Raw genomic sequence first — 20,484 nt, 5'->3', positions numbered from 1 at the left:
AAAAAGATGACAAACAAGCAAATCATATACGCCGTTGCGTTGGGCCTGTTGGGATGTTCGCTCCCGCTCAACGCCCAGAAACTCTATACGCTCGACGAATGCCAGGCTCTGGCCGTCGAAAACAGCGCCAAGGTAAAGAACAGCCGTTTCGATGTCGAGGCGGCCGAGCAAACCTCGAAAGAGGCCTTCACCAATTATTTCCCAAACATTTCGGCTACGGGTGCCATCTTCAAGGCCAGCGAAAGTATGGCTCAGATGGATATGGCATTGCCCGTACCCGGAGTGCCGCCTATCTCGATGGAGATGCTCAAGTCGGGCAAGATGGCGGGTGTCACTCTTCTTCAGCCGGTATTCATGGGTGGCCGCATAGTCAATGGCAACAAACTGGCTCATATCGGAGAGCAGGTGAGCCAGTACCAGCTGGCCCTTACCGAAGACCAGGTAGAGGCTTCGGTCTCGCAATACTTTTGGCAGATTGTTGCTCTCAAAGAGAAGTTGCGCACGCTGGCTACACTCGAGACTCAGCTCGATACCCTGCATCGCGATGTGGTGGCTTCGGTCGATGCCGGTGTCACCACCCGCAATGATTTACTGCGGGTAGAGCTCCAGCAACAGAACATTGCCGCCAACCGGCTGAAGGTCGAGAACGGCCTCTCGGTAACCCGCATGTTGCTGTGTCAGTTGATCGGGGTCGATAAGAGCGATTTCGATATAGCCTTCGACAATTTCCCGCCCGTGGTCTCGCCGCTCGATTACTACATCGATCCCGAGACCGGGCTCGACAACCGGGCCGAGAGCAAGCTCCTCGACAAGTCGGTCGAGGCTGCCAAACTGCAACTGCGCATGAAGCGGGGCGAAAACCTCCCTTCGGTAAGTGTGGGAGCCGGCTATCTCTATCACGATTTGCTCGAGAAGGATACCGATTTCGGAGTCGTCTTTGCCAGCGTATCGGTGCCTATCACCTCGTGGTGGGGGGGCTCGCATGCCATTAAACGGGAAAAGATCAAAAAGATGCAAACCGAGAATACCCGGCAAGACTCGCGCGAAATGATGCTGGTCGAGATCGAGGCCAAGTGGAACGACTTGCAAGAGGCTTATCAGCAGGTGCTGCTCGCTCAGAAATCCATCGAGTCGGCTACCGAGAACCTGCGACTCAACAACGACTATTACAAGGCCGGTACGGTTGCGCTCTCCGATCTGCTCGATGCCCAGTCGCTCATGCAGCAAAGTCACGACCAGTATGCCGAGGCTTGCACCTCCTATCAGCAGAAACAGGTTGCCTATATGCAGGCTACGGGTCGGTAGGCCCTTGACGATAGGAAGTCATTAAAAAAGACAATCCGGCCGATTGCACCAAGCAAGCGACCGGATTTCTGTTTTTATGTATGTAAGAAGAAGTTTTCGAACGGTTACAGTACCACCTTGGTGTGGTAGCGGTTGGTACCCTGCGAAATCGTTACCAGGTATACGCCCCGGCTCAACGAGGGCAGGGGAGTTGCTGCCGATACCTCTCCGTCGAGCGTGCAGACGCGGGCGCCCGAGGTGTTGTAGAGGTCGATTTGCAGCGGGGTATCGTCGGTCGAGTTGACTACGAGTTTACCCTCCTGTGCGTAGCACCGGATAGGTTGGTCGGTCGGGAGCGACGATACGGCACTCGACGGTTGACGACGTTTGCCGAAAATCCACGGCAGGAAATCCTCCCGGGCAAAGACCCCGCTCCAGATGAAGTGGTCGCCGCCGGGTATCTCGACATACTCGACCGTAGCCCCGGCCTCGAGCAGAGCCTCATAAGCCGAGCGCGAGTTGTTCACCGGCACCACACCGTCGGCATCGCCGTGGAAGAGCCGCCAGTAGACACGCTTGGTGCGGCTGTCGATGCGGTCTACCTGAATGCCGCCACAGATAGGTACGGCTGCGGCAAACGTTTCGGGAAACCGGCAGGCCAGGTCGAAGGTCCCCATGCCGCCCATCGAGATACCGACGATATAAACCCGGTCGGGGTCTACCGGCTCGTTTTGCAGGTAGTAGTCGATGAGCTCTTTCACCGCCTGGTTGGAGGTAGAGATGGGGTAGTCGGTCGGGAAGGTAGTGGCGTCGAACGAGGCGGGTTGGCTCTCAAACGGCCAGAAGTTCTCCGACGGACATTGCGGGAAGAGTACGAAAGCCGGATAGTCGGCCCGGTTCTGCGAGGTGAGGAACTGATCGGCACCATATCGCAACTGGCTCTCGTTGTCGTTGCCTCTCTCGCCCGACCCGTGGAGGAAGATGACCAGCGGGTAGCGCGTGTCGACCTCGATGGTGGCCGGCTGCAGGGCACGGTAGTTGAGCGACAGCCCCGACGAGGCCTGGAACGTCTCGCGCGAGAAGAGCGTGTAGTCGGGCTCTTCATAGTCGGCTATCTTGGTACACGTCATTTTCATCGATGCCGTGTTCACGTCGATGCGGTATACTCCCGTCTCGGGCACTTGAAACGAGTTGTCGGGTTTGCCGTCGGTCTCCAGTTTTACATACAAGTCATACTCCTGGCCCGAGGCAATCACCTGGTGTTCGCTCTGGTCGAGCCGGCAGGTGAGCGATGTGGCCCACGACCGGGCTACGAGAAATTTGAATCGTTCCTGTTTGCCGCTGTTCTTTTTCAGCGGGCCGCTCCAGGTGTACGAGTCGGCGCTCTCTTTCGTCATGGCAAGGGCTGCGTTGGGGTCCCACCCCGACGAACAGGCATCGCCTACCACATACAGGATGTCATAGGCAAAAGCCGTTGTACACCATACGAAAATCAGGCAAAGTGCAAAGTAAAGTTTTTTCATGGTCATTGATATTTTATGTATGGGTTAAAGGATATGTTCACTTCTGTATATTTTGCCTTTCTATTATGAGACAATAAAATCCCTCTATACCCTTACAGCCACCCCTGTTTTTTTATACGGTGCGTGCCGAAATAAAGCGAGGAGCCGTGTCTCAACAAGTTGTTCACTTCGACACAGCTCCAGGTTAAATTTAATGTATGTAAGAAGAAGTAGCTTTCGTAAAATCTCCGGCCCATTCCACAAAAAGGGGCGAAAGGGCTACCGCAATACCCTGGGGCCGGAGTTGTAACTCCCCGAACAAACCTGCCGGCCTGGTTGCCGGCAGGCTGTTCGGAGTGCTGATTGCATGGGAAACGTGATGAGTTCTATTTCTTAAGCGGATAAATTATTTTACCGTAAACGAGCCTTTCAATCCCTCGGCACTGTTCGGTCCGATCCAGATGTCGAACTGACCGGACTCGACCTTCTTCTTCAGGTCGCGGCCATAGAAGGCCAGAGCCGAAACCGGCAGCTTGAAGGTGACCGTCTGGCTGTCGCCGGCCTTGATGAAGAGGCGTTGGAATCCTTTCAACTCTTTGACCGGACGGTCGATCGAGCCCACCAGGTCGCGCACGTAGAGTTGGGCAACCTCGGTACCGTCGACGACACTGGTGTTCTTGACGGTAGCCGTTACGGTGAGGGTATCGGTGGCGCTCACCTCGTTGCTCGAGAGGTTGAGGTCGGCATATTCGAAGGTGCTGTACGAGAGTCCGTAGCCGAAGACAAACAGCGGGTCTTTACCCGAGTCGAGGTAGAACGACGTGTTGCCGAGTGACGTCTGCGGAGCCTCCAACGGAATATCCTCGAGGGGCGTAATTTCGTTTTGGGCGGGTCGGCCGGTGTTGTTGTGGTTGTAGTACATCGGTATCTGTCCCACTTCGCGCACGAAGGTTACCGGCAGCTTACCGCTGGGGTTCTCGCGGCCGTAGAGCAGGTCCATGATGGCCAGACCGCCCATGGTGCCCGGGTGGAAGTTGTAGAGCACGGCATCGGCATAGGGCAGGTCGCGCTCGATGGTGAGCGGACGGCCGGCAATAACCACCATCACTACCGGTTTGCCGGTGCTCTTCACGGCTTTCAGCAACTCCGACTGGGCACCTATCAGGTAGATGTTCGACAACGAGTGGGCCTCGCCCGAGAGGATGGCCTCTTCGCCCACGAAGACCACGGCCACGTCGGCCCGGCGTACGGCACTCTTCACCCGTTCGAAGTCGCTCGTATCGGTATCTCTCGAGTAGTCCAGCCCGGGCTCATAGATGTATTTCACCTGGTTGTACTCATCGGTTTGCAGGGCTCTGAGCGGGGTGACGGTGCGATTCTTGTCACCGTCGAACGACCAGGTGCCCAGTTGGTCGTGGGGAGCATCGGCCATGGGGCCTACGATGGCCAGGGTCTGACCCTCCTTGAGCGGCAGTACGCCGTCGTTCTTCAGCAGAATGGCCGACTCGACAGCGGCGCGGCGGGCCGTTTGCAGGTGCTCGTCGCAGTAGATGGTGCTCGTCTTGCCCGGTTTGGCATAAGGATTCTCAAACAGTCCCAGGCGGTATTTGATGCGCAGAATGTTGCGCACGGCGTTGTCGATTACCTCCATCGGTACCTTGTTCTCGGCTACCAGTTGAGGCAGGTGTTCGATATAGGTCTGGCTTACCATCTCCATGTCTACGCCGGCATTGGCCGAGATACGGGCCACATCCTTGCGGTCGGCGGCAAACCCGTGCGACATCATCTCGCTCATCGAGCACCAGTCCGATACCACAAAGCCGTCGAACTTCCACTCGTCGCGCAGCACGGTGCGCAGCAGGAAGTCGTTGCCCGAGGCGGGTATTCCGTCGTTGTCGTTGAACGAGGTCATCAGCGTGGCGGCTCCGGCCTCGATCGCTTTTTGGAACGGTTCCAGGTAGACGTTGCGCAACAGCGTTTCGGGAATATAGGTCGAGTTGTAGTCGCGTCCGCCCTCGGCAGCACCGTAGCCCACGAAGTGTTTCACGCAGGCGGCAATGGCGTCGCTGTCCGACAGATGCTCGCCCTGGAAACCGCGCACCATGGCGGCACCCAGTTCGCCCGACAGATAGGGGTCTTCGCCCAGGCTCTCGGCTATGCGGCCCCAACGGGCATCGCGCGAGATGTCGAGCATGGGGGCAAAGGTCCAGGTGATGCCCTCTTCACGCGCTTCGGTAGCTGCCATGTGGGTACCGGCCTCGACCACTTGCGGGTCGAACGAGGCAGCCAGTCCCAGCGGAATGGGCAATACGGTCTTGTAGCCGTGAATGATGTCGCGCCCGATGATGAGGGGGATACCCAGCCGCGACTCCTCGACGGCCGTCTTCTGTATCTCGTCAATCAGTTTCGGGTCTATGTTGAGCATCGAACCTATCTCGCCGGCCCGAATCTTGGCTTTGATCGAATCCAGAGGCTGGTCGAAACAGAGCTGGTTCATCTGACCTATTTTCTCTTCGAGCGTCATTTTTCCCAACAGGTCTTCGATGAAACGCTCCTCTTCGGTGTTGCCGGTCGACTTACATCCTGTGGCAAGCAGGGCGGCAACACAGATGACAAACAATCCTTTTTTCATTGTGTATGTGTGGAATTAGTAGGTTATAGAATAATCTTGCAGGTGTAGTGTTGTGTCTCGTTTTGCAGGTCGAGCAGATAGACCCCCGCAGCGGTGTTGTGTAGGGCAATGGGCTCGTCGTTGGCTACCTGTCCGGCAAAGACCACTTGACCGCACAGCGTGTAGCAGGTGGTCCGGCAGTTGCCGTCGATGCCTGTGACGATAATCTCCCGGTCGGTCCGGCGGGTACGGACGGTTATCACGTTGGTAGCGGCTTCGGTGTTGGATTTGGGTAACAACAAGATTGTTTCGATTATCGGCGACAACACCACGCTGCGCGCCGCCGAGAAAGCCGGTAAGGATGGTGGCGAAGGTGCCCGCATCTTGCGTGCTGTCGGTGGTTGCGACCTGTCGTTGAAGGGCATCACTTTCCTCAACGGTCGCCAGATCGAGTATAACCCCGGCGGTGGTGTATTCTTTGCCGGTAACACGCTGGTAGTCGATAGCTGTACCTTCATCGACAACGAGTCGGGCTCGGGGGGCTCGGGTATTGCTTCTCGTGGTGTGAGTGTAACGGTTCGCAACTCCTATTTCGACGGCAACTACGTGAACAGCGGTTACGGTACGGGTGCTGCCATCGTACAAGCCGGTGTGAACAATGGCGAGGCCGGTACGCTGCTGGTAGAGAACTGTACCTTCTACCGCAACGACCTGAACGGTGTGGGTACGGCTATCTCGACGAAAGATGCCGGTGCCGGATACTCCAACATGAAAGAGGTGAAGATTGTCAACTGTACCTTCCTCGAGAACACCTCCGTCCTGGCCAACCAGGCTGCCATCGATGTATCGGACAACAGCGAAATCCCCGTCAAAATTATAAACAACACCTTCTACGGTAACGACGGTGCTCTGCGTGTAGGCGACATCTACGGCGAAAAGGGCGGCGAAGTTATCTTCATCAACAACCTCGTATTTGCCAACGCTTCGGGTATCTTTGGTGCCGAGGGTTATTCGGTTGCCGACCTCCGTTCGCCCATCATTGGCTACAACAACATCATCGTAGGTGCCGAGCGTGGTGTCAACGAATTCATCGACGACGAGTGCTTCAACGACAAGAAAGACCTGTACAACAACCGCGTGGAGACGCTGGCCTCGTATCCGCTCTCGATGGTTTCTCTGGCCACCGAACTCTCGACCGACAACTATGTACCTTACCTGGCTTTGACGGCCGAGAACAGCGACGCCGTAAATGCCGGTTACGCTACGGGTACCTATGCCGAACTCATCCCCGCGACCGATATTCGTGGCAAGTATGCTGCCGGTACAAGAGATATCGGTGCCTATGAATACGGAGGTCTCGATGATGATGAATCGGCCATTTCGTCGGTTGTTGCCGATGCTTCCGATTTCGTAATCGCTCGCAATGGCGACCAGGTTACGGTTGTCAACACCGCCGACCGTCGCTTCACCCTCACCGTAGTCGACATGCTGGGCCGCACGCTCTATACTGCCGAGGCTGCCGGTCAACTCACGGTCGACAAACAGGAGCTGGGTGCTCGTTGCGTCATCTTCGTACTCACCGACGGAGTAAGCAAGAAAGCTGAAAAAGTAATGTTGTAATCTAATGTGTTTCTCCGGTAGGAGATAGGATTGGTTATAGTGTAGCCCTGCCTGAATATTCAGGTGGGGCTGCTTTTTTGTGTTTAGGGGTGATGGTTGAAGCGGGAGTTACCTTTGACGATTCACTCCTTGTCGTTGTCGAAATCAATCAGCGGGTTATCATTCCATCGGTCAAAATCCGATTGAAACAATTTATCCTGGATGAGGCGATATTTTTCAAATTCGGTTTCGGCATATAATTTGGCTTGCTCGGTCGATACGGTTCCGGCATCGGCCAATATGGGCCTGTCGTCACTATCCAGAAATTTATCTATTCGTATGGCCCAGTCTTCCATTGTCATGGGAATGCGACGCTTGGCTCTGTCTTCAGCCAAATCGAGAAACGCGTTAACAATTCTTCCCATCGACTCCAGTTCGTCTCCTTTCAAATAGTTTTTAGCAACCGCCACATCGGTTTTTACGATTTTTCCATTAGGCGCGTTTTCCCAAGAGGTAAGGCCCATGTGTTCTTTTTCGGCATTGGCTCGTTCTACAATCAACTCTGCAGCCGTGTGCCCGTGAACCGCATAGTGTATCTTGTTTTGTACTTTTTGGAAAAACAAACGGGTAGTGGGAGCGTTGCGGTTATAGTCGATACTTGTTGCGTAAATATCGGTCAGCTTTTGATAGAAGCGGCGCTCGCTCAATCGAATTTCACGAATCTCGGCAAGCAGATGCTCAAAATAGTCTTCATTGAGAAATGAGCCATTCTCCATACGTTTTTTGTCAATGACATAACCTCGTATGGCAAATTGACGCAGAATATATGTGCACCACTGACGGAATTGCGTTGCCCGTATCGAATTGACTCGGTAACCGACCGAGATAACGGCATCCAAATTATAATACTTTGTAGCGTACTCTTTTCCGTCGGCGGCAGTTCGTCGGAATTTCCGACAAACTGAATCTTCTTGTAACTCACCACTTTGAAAGATATTCTGCAAATGCTCGGTTATTGTAGAGCGACCTTTGTCGAACAGTAGAGCAATGGCGTCTTGGGTCAGCCAAAGGGTCTCGTCTCTATACATCACTTCTATACCGTCTTCTTGGTTTTCTATTTGAAATATGAGAAATTCGGCCGTGCTGTTACGTATCTGGAGTTTTTTGCTCATGACATGTCTTTTTCAAAAGAGTATTTCAGTTGATGTTTGAATATGGGTTGAGTCATATGACGCTCTCTTGCAAATATATTGTTTTTATCCGATATGTTTGTTTGTGAAAGGTGTGTTTCTCAGAATTTGGCAGAAAGAACGGGCAAAGGAGGTTCCTTCTTTGGGAATGGAAATACTGCGGCATGGCAAAAAAATCTCAAACAAGTTAGTCTTTTTGTATTTACCTTTCACTATCTTTTCATAAAATAGGATTCGGTTCGGCATAAAAAATCAAGCGAGCTTATTTTTTCTGCTCTCACCTTTCACTATCTTTGTTACACGAAGATAGGATGCGGCTCGGCATAGTCAAATTGAAAACTTGGTTTTCATTTGTCTCTGCTCTCACCTTTCACTATCTTTGCAAGGATGTAAGGGGTCGAGCCTCGGGATCTCGCATCAGATTCGATACGGTCGGGTAGAGGCTACCGTTTTACACGATGTAGAAAAAGAAAGGATAATATGCGTTTACGTGGTATATGGCTGGGGGTAGTTCTGGCTCTCGTTGTCCCCGTGTGCCGTGGCGAAATGATTGCGCCGTTGAAAATACCTTTGTTGATGAGTGCCAATTTCGGGGAGTTGCGCCCCAACCATTTCCATTCGGGTATCGACTTGAAAACCCAGGGTCGCACCGGCCTGCCGGTCTATGCGATGGATGGCGGCTATGTGTCGCGGGTCGTGGTTTCGCCGTGGGGCTTCGGCCGTGCGGTCTATATCAATCACCCGTCGGGGTTGACCACCGTCTACGGTCACCTGAAGAGTTTTGCCCCTTTTATCGACGAGATTGTGCGTCGTCTGCAATATGAGCAAGAGGGCTTCTCGATCGACTGCGAATTTGCCGAGGGCGAAATCCCGGTAGGGCAGGGCGATATGATCGGATACAGCGGTAACGCCGGTTCGTCGGGCGGGCCTCACCTGCACCTCGACATCCGTGACACGGCTACCCAGGACCCCATGGACCCGCAGGAGTGGCTTTCGCAATACATTACCGACGACGTGGCTCCCGAGGCGCGTCGGGTGGTGGTCTATACGCATGCCGGGGTGATGGAAAATTCGTCCCGCCGGCTCGAGCGCAAGGCTACCAAGAGCGGTGCCGGGGCCTACTCGATAGGCGAACCCATTCCGGCCTGGGGCGATGTCTCGTTCGGTATCGAGGCTTACGACCGCATGACCGGCACGGCCAACAAATACGGCGTGCATCAGGTCGACCTCTATGTCGACGACAGCCTCTTCTTCTCGACCTATATCTACCGCTACTCGTTCGACGAGACCCGCTACATCAACAGCTTCACCGAGGACGGGAAAATCATGCGCACCTATGTGGCACCCGGCAACCGCCTGCGTTCCATCTACAAGCAGGTCGACAATCACGGCATTCTCCACGTCGATGAGGAGCGCGTCTATCCCTGCCGCTATGTGCTCACCGACTACGACGGCAACCAATCGGTGCTGAACTTCTCGCTGGTCGGGCGGCTGCAAGAGCCGGTCGAGCCCCAGAAATCGGGCATCTATTTCTCGTATGCCGTCGACAATTTGTATAAGAAAGACGATTTTGGTATCTTCGTCCCCGCCGGGGCATTGTACGAAAACATCGACTTTACGCGGCGCAAACTCGAGTCGAACCGCTACTACTCCGATACTCACATCATCGGCCCGGACGACATTTCGCTGCACCGTCCGGCCGAGATTTCGATACGCCTCACCCGCGACCCGCTGGCCGACAAGCGGCAATACTACCTGGTGCGCATCAAGGGCAGCCGGGTCTACCCGGTAGCGGGCGAGTATGCCGACGGCTGGTACAAGGCCAAAATCCGCAACTTCGGCTCCTATGCCGTAGCGGTCGACTCGGTGGCACCCACCATCCAGCCCGTGACGCCCGAGCGTTGGGGCTCGCGGGGCACCGTGGTGCTCAAGGTGGCCGACAATGCCAGCGGCCTCAAGAGCTATCGAGGCGAAATCGACGGCAAGTTTGTCCTCTTCGAACTCGATGGCAAGACCGGCCGCATCTCGTATCGCCTCGAGAGCAACCGGGTGAAGAAGGGTAGCAAGCACACCCTGCGGGTACGGGCTACCGACATGTGTGGCAACGAGCGGGAATACACCGGCTCATTTGTTTGGTAAATAACAATAACCGATTAGATATGAAAAAATTAGCGATTTTATCTCTTTTGACCGTGGCCGCCTGGCCGCAGGCGTGGGCCTGTACGAGTTTGATAGCCGGTAAGCAGGCTACGGCCGACGGGAGTGTGTTGGTAACCTATTCGGCCGATTCCCATACCCTGTATGGGGCGCTCACCTCGTCGCCGGCTGCCGACTGGCCCAAGGGCTCCATGCGCAAGATTGTCGAGTGGGACACCAACAAACCGCTGGGCGAAATCGAGCAGGTAGAGCATACCTATGCCGTGGTGGGCAACATGAACGAGCATCAGCTCACCATTGTCGAATCGACCTGGGGCGGACGTCCCGAGCTGGTCGATACCACCGGCATCATCGACTACGGTTCGCTCATCCAACTCGGTCTCGAGCGGGCCAAGACCGCCCGCGAGGCCATCAAGGTGATGACCGGCCTTGTCAAGAAATACGGCTACTGCAGCAGCGGCGAGTCCTTCACCATTGCCGACCCCAACGAGGTGTGGGTGATGGACCTCATCGGCAAGGGCCCCGACCGTCGCGGTGCCGTGTGGGTGGCTATCCGCATCCCCGACGACTGCATTGCCGGCCACGCCAACTATCCCCGCATTCACAAGATTCCCCTCGACGACAAGGAGAACTGCCTCTACTCGCCCGATGTCATCTCCTTTGCCCGCGAGATGGGCTACTTCGACGGCCTGAACAAGGATTTCAGCTTTGCCCAGACCTATTACCCCGCCGACTTCGGCGCTCTGCGGGCCTGCGATGCCCGCGTGTGGGCCTTCTTCCGCAAGTACGACTCGACCATGGACCAGTACCTCCCCTACATCAACGGCGAGGTCTACAACCCCTTCCCCCTCTACATCAAGCCCTCGCGCAAACTCACCGTGCAGGATATGAAGGATGCCATGCGCGACCACTTCGAGGGTACCCCCTTCGACATGACGCAGGATGTGGGCGCCGGTCCCTTCAAGGTGCCGTACCGTTTCCGCCCCATGTCGTTCCAGGTCGAGGGTAAATCCTACTGCATGGAGCGGGCCATCGCCACGCAGCAGACCGGCTTCACCCTCGTGGGCCAGATGCGCAACTGGCTGCCCGACGCCGTGGGCGGTGTGCTCTGGTTCGGTGTCGACGATGCCAACACCTGCATCTATGTGCCCATGTACTGCAGCATCACCCGCGTGCCCGAGTGCTTCAGCCCCAGCAACGGCTCGATGTACGACTTCTCCTGGACCTCGGCCTTCTGGGTTCACAACTGGGTAGCCAACATGGCCTATGCCCGCTACGAGCCCATGATCGGCGACATCCGCAAGGTGCAGACCGCCATAGAGGGCTCGCTCAACGCCCGCCAGGCTGCCATCGACAAGGCTGCTGCCGACCTCTACGCCACTTCGCCCGCCGAGGCCGTGGCCTTCCTCACCCAGTACAGCTGCGAGGCTGCCGAGGCTTCGACCGCCCGCTGGAAGCAACTGGGCGAATACCTCATGGTCAAATTTGTCGACGGTAACGTGAAGCGCGAAGAGAACGGACACTTCAAGGACAACGGCTACGGCCTGCCCGATTCGCCCCTCTTCCCCGGCTACTCCCAGGAGTATTACGAAGAGATCGTGCGCCAGACCGGCGACCGTTTCCTCGAGAAGGCTCCGCAGTTCTAAACCCGGTTCTTGCCTCGAACGGTGAAAACGATACGAAACTTTTTCTTAATTTTTGCATCAGTCTCGAGGAAATAACTAAATTTGTCACAGCGAAATAAACAACTGTAAATCGACGAAACAATTAACTATTGAATTCTGAATATATGGGAAACGAAGAATTATTGAAACAAGTAGAGGCCAAAGCTCAGGTATGGCTGGGCGAAGGCTACGACGAAGAGACGAAAGCCGCTGTACGGGCCATGCTCGACAACGAAGATAAGACCGACCTCATCGAGGCCTTCTACAAGGATCTCGAGTTCGGTACGGGCGGTCTGCGCGGTATCATGGGTGCAGGCACCAACCGCATGAACATCTACACCGTGGGGGCCGCTACCCAGGGACTCTCCAACTACCTGAAGAAGGCATTTGCCGACCTGCCCCAGATCAAGGTGGCCATCGGTCACGACTGCCGCAACAACAGCCGCCGCTTTGCCGAGGTGGCTGCCGACGTATTCTCGGCCAACGGCATCAAGGTATACCTCTTCGACGCCCTGCGTCCCACCCCCGAGGTATCGTTCGCCATCCGCGAGCTGGGCTGCCAGAGTGGTGTCATCCTCACCGCTTCGCACAACCCCAAGGAGTACAACGGCTATAAGGCCTACTGGAGCGACGGTGCCCAGATGATTGCCCCCCACGACAAGAACACCATCGACGAGGTGAACAAGATTACCTCGGTCAAGGATGTGAAATTCCAGGGCAACCCCGCTCTCATCGAGATTATCGGCGAGGAGATCGACCGCCGTTACCTCGACCGCATCAAGACCCTCTCGCTCAGCCCCGAGGCCATTGCCCGTCACCACGACATGAAAATCGTCTACACGCCTATCCACGGCACCGGCGTGCGCCTCGTGCCCGCCTCGCTGAAGAACTTCGGCTTCACCAACATCATCCACGTGCCCGAGCAGGATGTGGTCAGCGGCGATTTCCCCACCGTCGTGTCGCCCAACCCCGAAGAGCCCGCCGCCCTCGACATGGCCATCAAGAAAGCCATTGAGACCGATGCCGAGCTCGTCGTAGCCTCCGACCCCGATGCCGACCGCATCGGCATGGCCGTCCGCAACGACAAGGGCGAGTTTGTCCTCATCAACGGCAACCAGATTGTGATGATATTCCTCAACTACCTCATGACCCGCAACAAGGAGCTGGGGCTGCTCAAGGGCAACGAGTACATCGTCAAGACCATCGTCACCACCGAAACCATCAAGACCATTGCCGAGCGCAACGGCTTCAAGATGTACGACTGCTACACCGGCTTCAAGTGGATTGCCTCGGTTATCCGCGAGAACGAGGGCAAGGCCCGCTACATCGGCGGCGGTGAGGAGAGCTACGGATTCCTCCCCGAGGACTTCGTGCGCGACAAAGACTCCGTATCGTCCATCTCGCTCATGGCCGAGATTGCCGCCTGGGCCAAGGACAAGGGCATGACCATGTACCAGATGTTGCAGGACATCTACATCAAATACGGCTTCTCCAAAGAGAAAGGCATCTCGGTCGTTCGCAAGGGCAAATCGGGTGCCGAGGAGATTGTGGCCATGATGAAGAGCTTCCGCGCCAACCCCTTGAAAGAGCTCGCCGGTTCGCCGGTCGTATGCGTCAAGGACTACGACTCGCTCGAAGCCCTCAACCCCGTCACCGGCGAAAAGTCGAAACTCGACATGCCCGTCACCTCCAACGTGCTGCAATACTTCACCGCCGACGGCTCCAAAGTCTCCATCCGTCCCTCGGGTACCGAGCCCAAGATTAAGTTCTACATCGAGGTGCGCGGCATCAAGATGGACAGCTATGCCGACTACGACGCCGCCAACGCTGCCGCCGATGCCAAGATCGAGGCCATCAAGAAAGAGCTGGGCATCTAATCCCTTTCGACCCGTCGGGCGCCGCGCCTTGCGCGGCAGCCCCTTCGAGATAGAGCGGCCCCGGGAGTCTCGTGCTCCCGGGGCCGCTTGCGTGTTTGCGGGGGTAGGGGGTCTGGTGCCGCTTGCCTGTTTGCGTGCGTTCCCGGGGCCGTTTGCGTGTGTGCTCCCGGGGTCGTTTGCGTGTTTGCGGGGGTAGGGGGTCTGGTGCCGCTTGCCTGTTTGCCTGTTTGCCTGTTTGCGGGGGCAGGTGCCTTACCCCTCGGGAATCGGGCGGAAGTTCCCCTCCCGTATCACCTCCAGCAGGTAGTCGGCAAAGGCCGTTGCCGCCCGCTTGCGGTAGCACCCCTGCGGCCAGAAGAGGTAGCCCGGCGAGGTGAGCGGCTCGGCACACAAGATAGGCACCCGCACCAGGTCGGGCTCGTCGGCCACCGCCGCCTGCGTCAGTATGGTACCCCACTCGCCGCCCCTGAGCAGGTGCAGAATGGTGTGTACGTCGTTCATCTCTATGCCCACGGTCAGCGACAGCCGGTATTTGCGACACAACTCCTCGATTTTCGTGCGGGTGGCAAAGCCCCGTTCGGGCAGGATGAGGGGCGTGGCCGAGAGCCGTTTCAGCGTTATCGACGATAGCGAGGCCAGCCGGTGCGAGTGGTGCACCACAAAGTAGAGCTCCGACAGAAAGAGAGGCATCGTTTCAAAATCGTTGTACACCTCGCGCGGCTTGAACGACAGCACAAAGTCGAGCGCGTGGCGCTCCAGCTGTTGCAGCAGCTCCTCCGAGGTCCCCTGCGTCACCCGCAGCCCGATGTGCGGATAGTCACGCGTAAACCGTTCCAGCGCCGGCAGCATCAGCGAAATCATGCTGTGCGTCACCCCCACGTGCAACTCTCCCGTGCGGATGCCCTTCAGGTCGCGTATCATCTGTTTCCCGTCCTCGGCATCCTGTATCGCCTTGCTGGCATAGGGCAGCAGGGCCAGACCCGCCTCGGTGGGCAGCACCCGCTTGCCCACGCGGTCGAAGAGCAGGATACCCAGCTCCTCCTCCAGTTGTCCTATCTGTTGCGACAGCGTGCTCTGCGAGATATGCAGCATCCGCGCCGCCTCCGAAAAGTTGCGCAGTTCGCAAGCAGCCTTAAAGTAGTTCAGTTGACGCAGTTCCATCTCCTTAATCGGTTTTATCGATAGATGTTATTGAAAAAATCTGTTTTGCAAATATAGACAAATATCCGGCAATACCTTAGATTTGTTCCAAATTTGTAGAGCACCTCGCTCGGTAGAGACCTGTCGACTGCTCCTCCCGGTCGGGCAATCCGGTCAGCTGCGGCAGCCCCTGCGGCCGTCGTCGCCACCACTTCCGCCCGCCGTCACCCTGGATATACCAAACCATAAGAATCATACAGATATGAAAAAAACAGTTTCCATGGCCTGCTTGGCCATACTCCTCCTCACTTCGGCCTGCACGCAAAAGAAGGCGGTGTCGCAGGCACCCGTAGTCGTTCAAGAAGGCGTCCGCTTCTGCGAAAGCACCTATCCCTACGACGGCGGCCTGCTCATCGCCAACTTCGGTACCGAGCAGCTCAACCCCCTCAATACCGAGGGCAAGGGCTACATCCTCCACTACAAGGATGGTGAGACCTCGACCTTCATCCCCGCCGACGGCAACCTCTCGGCCCCCAAGGGCATGTATGTAGGCAAGGGCCATCTCTTTGTGTGCGATGTAAACAAAGTCGTGGTCTATGACCTGGCCCGGCGCGAGGCCCAGCCCCGCATCCTCTCGTTGCCCGAGGGATGCCTCTTTGTCAACGACCTGGCCGCCGTAGGCGATACCCTCTACGCCTCGGTAACCAATGCCGACAAGATTTTCAAGATCGACATCAGCGACATGGCCAATATCGGTGCCCCCGTCGAGTGGCTCACCGTGCCCGGTCCCAACGGACTGCTCGCCGACGGAGAGTCGCTCTACATTGCCTCTTATCCCGCCGACGGCAATACCCGCCCCGAGCACACCATCTATCGCGTGGCCGATGTCGCCGCTCCCGCCCTGGAGACGGTCATCGATGCCCCGGGACAATACGACGGCATCGCCTTCTCGGCCGACAGCACCGCCCTCTACATCACCAACTGGGCTCCGGCCGGGTTGAGCCGCATCGACCTGAATACCGGAACGGTTACCCCGGTATCGGTCGAGTTGGAACAACCGCTGGTCGGCCCTGCCGACATCTCCGTGGCCGACGGTCACATCTATATCCCCGACCTGCCCAACAGCCGGGTGGTGGTAGTGGCCGAGTGAAACGGCTCCCTCCGGCCTCCCGGGCGACAGGCCGGCTCAAAAACAACCCAGGCGAAGGGCTTGCCCTTCGCCTGGGTTGTTCTGTCTCACGGCATACCGCTGTTCCTCGTCATTCCGCGCTACGACGCGGTGCTTCACGTCATTCCGCACTTGATGCGGAATCCAGGAATACCCACCACGTCATACCGCGCTACGACGCGGTATCCAGGAATACCGGCAAATGGACCCCGCATCGTAGTGCGGGGTGACCCGGTGTGACGCGGTATCCAGGAAATACCCTCTCGGTCATTCCGCACTTGATGCGGAATCCAGGAATACCCGGGCGGGAAATACGGGCAAAGGCAATACCCACAAGAGGCACTTTTCTGGACCCCGCCGTCTCATCATACCGCACTTGATGCGGTATCCAGAAATACCCGCCAATGGACCCCGCATCGTGGTGCGGGGTGACCCGGTGTGACGCGGAATCCAGGAATACCCACCACGTCATACCGCGCTACGACGCGGTATCCAGAAAATACGGGCAGGGGGAAATACCCGCCAGTGGGCCCCCTCAACGGAACAGTCCCGATTGATAATCATCGATTACGCCTTGAATATATTCGGGAGTTACACCAATCTCCTCCGACAAGTCCCTCCACTGCGGGTTTTCCTGTTCGATAAGGGCTATTTTCCAAGCCCGGTTCCACTCTTGAACCGAATAACATTCTATATTTTTCTGATTATCAGATTATACATTCAATATTCATTGTAATTTGATACCGCAAAGTTCCCGTCTAAAACGAAATCATATTAATAATTTGCACCATTACATAGCTTATAGATATCTTGTTATCCGAGTATTATTAAATCCCAATAATTAGGTATTGCCCGACAATTTCAAGCCTTGTACCTTTGCAAAAAATTAAAAACAGACATTGTTCACTATAAATGCAAGTGCTGAAAGAGGACATACGAGGTCGGATATTGACGGTTGCCAGACAACAATTCGAGAGGGAAGGCTATTCCAAGACTTCCATGCGCGAAATAGCGGAGTTGTCAAGTGTTGGTGTCGGGAATATCTATAACTACTTCACAAGCAAAGATGAATTATTCCATGAAGTGGTCCGTCCTGTTTTGTGCGCTTTGGAAGCCATGCTGCAAGAACACCACGGCATACGGGGCGAAGATATTATGATGATGCGGTCGGAAAAATACCTGAAATCCTGCATAGACGAATATGTCTTGTTGATTGACAAGCACCGTGCGCTGATGCGAATCCTGTTATTCCGTGCGCAAGGTTCTTCGTTGGAACGCTTCCGCGAGAATTATACCGACCGCTCTACAGAGGTGGTTAAGGCGTGGTTCGCGTCCATGCAGCGGAAACATCCCGAAATCAATACGGCTGTGTCCGATTTTATCATTCATTTGCATACGGTATGGATGTTCACGATGTTCGAGGAGCTATTGATGCATTCCGTACCCCGGCAAGAGATGGAGGCTATTTTGCACGATTATATCCTGTTTGAAATCCAAGGTTGGAGGGCTATTATCAAGATATGAGATACAGACAACGTACATACGAACATTCAACCGCATCAGAACGGTTGGTAAGGAGGAAATCTTCACGGAGGTTTCCTCCTTTTTTTATGAACAATTCTGAATATCGTTCACTATTAAACACTCCAAAAATATGAGACAGAAATACGAGTTTAAGAGTATTGTAGCGGAAACATTGCTTATTCCGCTATACATGAGAGCCAAAGAAAGTCGCCGGAATAATCCCATTCTATATGACAAGGCTGCGGAATGGCTGGCGGACAGTTTGGAATACGATTATTCCCAGTTCGACGGGGCAAAGTTGAGCGAAGTGGGATGCGTGGTGCGTGGATGGTATTTTGACTGCGCTGTGCGCCGATTTATTAAAGCACATTCGCATCCGGTCGTGGTCAATGTGGGATGTGGACTGGATACCCGTTTCCAGCGTATCGGGGACGGGAAAGCGGTCTTTTACGACCTTGACTTGCCGGAGGTCATCACCCTGCGCCGGGAATTGATACCCGAACAGCCGGGCAATGTCTATATCGCGGCGTCCTTGCTGGAAACCGACTGGATGGACGACCTGCGCCGGAAGCATCCCGACGGGGAATTTATCTTCATCGTGGAGGGGGTACTGATGTACTTCTACGAGAAGCAAGTAAAATCCTTCCTGCATCACGTGGCAAACCGTTTCGGGGGAGGTGAATTGTGGTTTGACGTGTGCGGCACGATAATGAGCCGACATGGTGTGAAGCCCGATTCGCTCCGCAAACACGAGGCTCAAATCCGTTCCGGCATAAGCAACGGGTATGTGGTGGAACAATGGGAACCGTCTTTAAAGCTCATTGAACAGGCTAACTATATGAAGTTCTTCCGTTCACGCTGGGGATTCTTCTTCGGGCAGATATTGGGGCGCATCCCTTGGCTCTGCTACAAATTCAGTTCATTGCTCGGATATAAAATCACATCAAAATAGCGTAATAACAATGGAAAAGTCAAAAAAGAAAAAAGGTTTGTCCCGTCTGTTCGAGATAGCGGGACAAAGGAAAGGTCTGCTTATATTAGCAGGTCTGCTGTCGGCTGGCAGCGCGGTGTGTATGCTTGTGCCTTATTGGGCAGTTTATGAAATTTTGAAAGAGTTGCTGTCGAATGGCTCCAATCTTTCCGCTTTGGACGGAACGGACATGATGCGTTGGGGATGGATTGCATTTGGAGGGCTTGTTGGCGGATTGATATTGCTCTATGCCGCCCTGATGTCCTCACATGTGGCTGCATTCCGTATCTTGTATGGGTTGCGTGTCCGTCTGTCTGAACATATCGGCAAACTGCCTTTGGGATATTTGAACAATACCTCTACGGGAGCCATCAAGAAAACAATGGACCAGAATATCGAGAAAATAGAGGGCTTCATCGCCCATACCATTCCGGATTTGGTCAATGTAATGGCAACGGTAGTGGTAATGCTGGTCATCTTTTTCTCGCTGGATGTGTGGCTGACAATCGTGTGCCTGGCCGTTGTGGTGCTTAGCTTATTCCTGCAATTTTCCAATTTCATGGGAAAAAGGGCAAGGGAGTTCATGGCCATCTATTACGATGCGCAGGAAAAGATGAGCGCGTCCGCCGTGCAGTATGTACGGGGAATGCCCGTAGTCAAGATTTTCGGGCAGAGCGTCCGCTCATTCCGCCAGTTCAATACCGAAATTCAGGCATACAAGACATTCGCCTTGAAATGTTGTGACACATATCAGAACGGTATGATAGCATTTACCGTCTTGCTTAATTCGATGGTTACGTTTATTCTTCCTATGGGTATTCTGCTGTTGCAAGCCAGTCCGCAATCACTCTCATTGGCTGTGGTGTGGCTGTTTTTTATCATCATGGGACCGGGTATGGCTTCGCCCGTTTACAAACTGACTTTTTTAGGAGGGAATACGCGCGACATCAACGAAGGAGTAAACCGCATTGACCGCATACTGGAAAAGAAACCTGTGCCGGAGCCGGGACATCCGCAAGTGCCTGCTGCTTACGATGTAGAGTTCCGTCATGTATCATTCTTCTACGAAAACACGGAACAGGGAACACGAACGGAAGCCTTGCGTGATGTCAGCTTCAAAGCTCCACAAGGAAAGATAACCGCCCTTGTCGGTCCTTCAGGAAGCGGAAAATCAACGGTTGCCAACCTAATACCCCGGTTCTGGGATGTGGAGCAAGGGGAAATTTGTATAGGAGGTATTGACATTCGTCAGATAGATACGGCCAAACTGATGGACATGGTTTCATTTGTATTTCAAGACAATTTCCTTTTTTACGACACATTATATGAGAACATTGCCGTAGGTTCTCCAGATGCTACAAAAGAAAAGGTAATAGCCGCTGCGAAAGCTGCCCAATGCCACGATTTCATAGAGCGTTTGCCGCAAGGCTACGAAACAAGGATAGGCGATAAAGGTGTATTCCTGTCCGGCGGTGAAGCCCAACGGATATGTGTAGCTCGTGCCTTATTGAAGAATGCTCCGATACTGGTGTTGGACGAAGCCACTGCCTTCGCTGACCCTGAAAACGAGCATAAAATGCAGATGGCTTTGCAGTCGCTGATAAAGGATAAAACGGTCATTGTGATTGCCCATCGCCTTTCTTCCATCATCTCCGCACATCAGATTGTCGTCATGAAAGAAGGAAGCATTGTGCAATGCGGAAGGCATGAACAATTGTCTGTGACGGAGGGTGTATATAAAAATATGTGGGATGCCTATACGAGCGCATACCATTGGACATTGAACAAAAACTAAAAG

14 protein-coding genes are annotated in these 20,484 nt (G+C 54.8%); 9 read left to right on the top strand and 5 right to left on the bottom strand.

Features of this window, described 5'->3' with window-relative positions; all coding sequences use genetic code 11:
* The first annotated feature begins 6 nt into the window (after positions 1-6).
* A complete protein-coding gene (locus tag B5F38_RS04260; protein ID WP_087408282.1) occupies positions 7-1,305 on the top strand; it encodes a TolC family protein in 1,299 nt (432 codons plus the stop codon).
* 104 nt (positions 1,306-1,409) lie between these two features.
* Here B5F38_RS04260 and B5F38_RS04255 read toward each other — a convergent pair whose 3' ends face one another.
* From B5F38_RS04255 to B5F38_RS04245, 3 genes are all read right to left on the bottom strand, one after another.
* Entirely contained in the window at positions 1,410-2,807 is a 1,398-nt protein-coding gene (locus tag B5F38_RS04255) for a SusF/SusE family outer membrane protein (protein ID WP_158096839.1), read from the bottom strand.
* Positions 2,808-3,192: 385 nt separating this feature from the next.
* The gene (gene bglX, locus B5F38_RS04250) at positions 3,193-5,418 is read right to left on the bottom strand and encodes a beta-glucosidase BglX (protein WP_087408071.1); all 2,226 of its coding nucleotides are present in this window, start codon (positions 5,416-5,418) and stop codon (positions 3,193-3,195) included.
* A 23-nt stretch (positions 5,419-5,441) separates the two neighbouring features.
* On the bottom strand, positions 5,442-5,699 hold the full coding sequence (locus B5F38_RS04245; RefSeq protein ID WP_143240901.1) for a T9SS type A sorting domain-containing protein: 258 nt from the start codon (positions 5,697-5,699) through the stop codon (positions 5,442-5,444).
* Between B5F38_RS04245 and B5F38_RS04240 the strand changes: the two genes are divergently transcribed.
* Complete coding sequence (locus tag B5F38_RS04240) at positions 5,686-7,017, top strand: right-handed parallel beta-helix repeat-containing protein (RefSeq protein WP_087408069.1); 1,332 nt, start codon at positions 5,686-5,688, stop codon at positions 7,015-7,017. The genes B5F38_RS04245 and B5F38_RS04240 overlap by 14 nt on opposite strands.
* 122 nt (positions 7,018-7,139) lie before the next feature.
* Here the strand turns inward: B5F38_RS04240 and B5F38_RS04235 are convergent, their stop codons facing one another.
* The gene (locus tag B5F38_RS04235) at positions 7,140-8,168 is read right to left on the bottom strand and encodes a virulence RhuM family protein (protein ID WP_087408068.1); all 1,029 of its coding nucleotides are present in this window, start codon (positions 8,166-8,168) and stop codon (positions 7,140-7,142) included.
* Positions 8,169-8,666: 498 nt separating this feature from the next.
* Between B5F38_RS04235 and B5F38_RS04225 the strand changes: the two genes are divergently transcribed.
* From B5F38_RS04225 to B5F38_RS04215, 3 genes are all read left to right on the top strand, one after another.
* Entirely contained in the window at positions 8,667-10,325 is a 1,659-nt protein-coding gene (locus B5F38_RS04225; RefSeq protein ID WP_087408066.1) for a M23 family metallopeptidase, read from the top strand.
* Between the two features lie 20 nt (positions 10,326-10,345).
* A complete protein-coding gene (locus tag B5F38_RS04220) occupies positions 10,346-11,989 on the top strand; it encodes a C69 family dipeptidase (protein WP_087408065.1) in 1,644 nt (547 codons plus the stop codon).
* Between the two features lie 143 nt (positions 11,990-12,132).
* On the top strand, positions 12,133-13,884 hold the full coding sequence (locus B5F38_RS04215) for a phospho-sugar mutase (RefSeq protein WP_087408064.1): 1,752 nt from the start codon (positions 12,133-12,135) through the stop codon (positions 13,882-13,884).
* A 252-nt stretch (positions 13,885-14,136) separates the two neighbouring features.
* Here the strand turns inward: B5F38_RS04215 and B5F38_RS04210 are convergent, their stop codons facing one another.
* Complete coding sequence (locus B5F38_RS04210) at positions 14,137-15,045, bottom strand: LysR substrate-binding domain-containing protein (protein WP_087408063.1); 909 nt, start codon at positions 15,043-15,045, stop codon at positions 14,137-14,139.
* 241 nt (positions 15,046-15,286) lie between these two features.
* On the opposite strand from B5F38_RS04210, the gene B5F38_RS04205 reads away from it, so the two are divergent.
* The 4 genes from B5F38_RS04205 to B5F38_RS04190 all read left to right on the top strand — a co-directional run bounded on the left by B5F38_RS04205 (position 15,287) and on the right by B5F38_RS04190 (position 20,481).
* Positions 15,287-16,174: a hypothetical protein gene (locus B5F38_RS04205; RefSeq protein ID WP_206422473.1), complete on the top strand. Its 888-nt coding sequence runs from the start codon at positions 15,287-15,289 to the stop codon at positions 16,172-16,174.
* Between the two features lie 930 nt (positions 16,175-17,104).
* Positions 17,105-17,716 carry a TetR/AcrR family transcriptional regulator gene (locus B5F38_RS04200; RefSeq protein WP_087408062.1) on the top strand — a complete coding sequence of 204 codons (612 nt, stop codon included), beginning with the start codon at positions 17,105-17,107 and terminating at the stop codon, positions 17,714-17,716.
* Between the two features lie 130 nt (positions 17,717-17,846).
* The gene (locus tag B5F38_RS04195) at positions 17,847-18,668 is read left to right on the top strand and encodes a class I SAM-dependent methyltransferase (RefSeq protein ID WP_087408061.1); all 822 of its coding nucleotides are present in this window, start codon (positions 17,847-17,849) and stop codon (positions 18,666-18,668) included.
* Positions 18,669-18,678: 10 nt separating this feature from the next.
* Positions 18,679-20,481, top strand: a complete 1,803-nt coding sequence (locus B5F38_RS04190; protein WP_087408060.1) for an ABC transporter ATP-binding protein — start codon at positions 18,679-18,681, stop codon at positions 20,479-20,481.
* The last annotated feature ends 3 nt before the right edge of the window (positions 20,482-20,484 follow it).

Source organism: Barnesiella sp. An22 (genome assembly GCF_002159975.1).
Lineage (GTDB): Bacteria > Bacteroidota > Bacteroidia > Bacteroidales > Barnesiellaceae > Barnesiella > Barnesiella merdigallinarum.
Note: the sequence above shows the minus strand (reverse complement) of the source record. Positions and strands in the feature narration are given on the sequence as shown.

Bases quoted from the DNA above. Each gene is read 5' to 3' on its own strand.
- B5F38_RS04255 (WP_158096839.1), bottom strand. From the start codon at position 2,807: ATGAAAAAACTTTACTTTGCACTTTGCCTGATTTTCGTATGGTGTACA.
- B5F38_RS04215 (WP_087408064.1), top strand. From the start codon at position 12,133: ATGGGAAACGAAGAATTATTGAAACAAGTAGAGGCCAAAGCTCAGGTA.
- B5F38_RS04200 (WP_087408062.1), top strand. From the start codon at position 17,105: ATGCAAGTGCTGAAAGAGGACATACGAGGTCGGATATTGACGGTTGCC.
- B5F38_RS04195 (WP_087408061.1), top strand. From the start codon at position 17,847: ATGAGACAGAAATACGAGTTTAAGAGTATTGTAGCGGAAACATTGCTT.
- B5F38_RS04205 (WP_206422473.1), top strand. From the start codon at position 15,287: ATGAAAAAAACAGTTTCCATGGCCTGCTTGGCCATACTCCTCCTCACT.
- bglX (WP_087408071.1), bottom strand. From the start codon at position 5,418: ATGAAAAAAGGATTGTTTGTCATCTGTGTTGCCGCCCTGCTTGCCACA.
- B5F38_RS04190 (WP_087408060.1), top strand. From the start codon at position 18,679: ATGGAAAAGTCAAAAAAGAAAAAAGGTTTGTCCCGTCTGTTCGAGATA.
- B5F38_RS04225 (WP_087408066.1), top strand. From the start codon at position 8,667: ATGCGTTTACGTGGTATATGGCTGGGGGTAGTTCTGGCTCTCGTTGTC.
- B5F38_RS04220 (WP_087408065.1), top strand. From the start codon at position 10,346: ATGAAAAAATTAGCGATTTTATCTCTTTTGACCGTGGCCGCCTGGCCG.
- B5F38_RS04210 (WP_087408063.1), bottom strand. From the start codon at position 15,045: ATGGAACTGCGTCAACTGAACTACTTTAAGGCTGCTTGCGAACTGCGC.
- B5F38_RS04235 (WP_087408068.1), bottom strand. From the start codon at position 8,168: ATGAGCAAAAAACTCCAGATACGTAACAGCACGGCCGAATTTCTCATA.
- B5F38_RS04260 (WP_087408282.1), top strand. From the start codon at position 7: ATGACAAACAAGCAAATCATATACGCCGTTGCGTTGGGCCTGTTGGGA.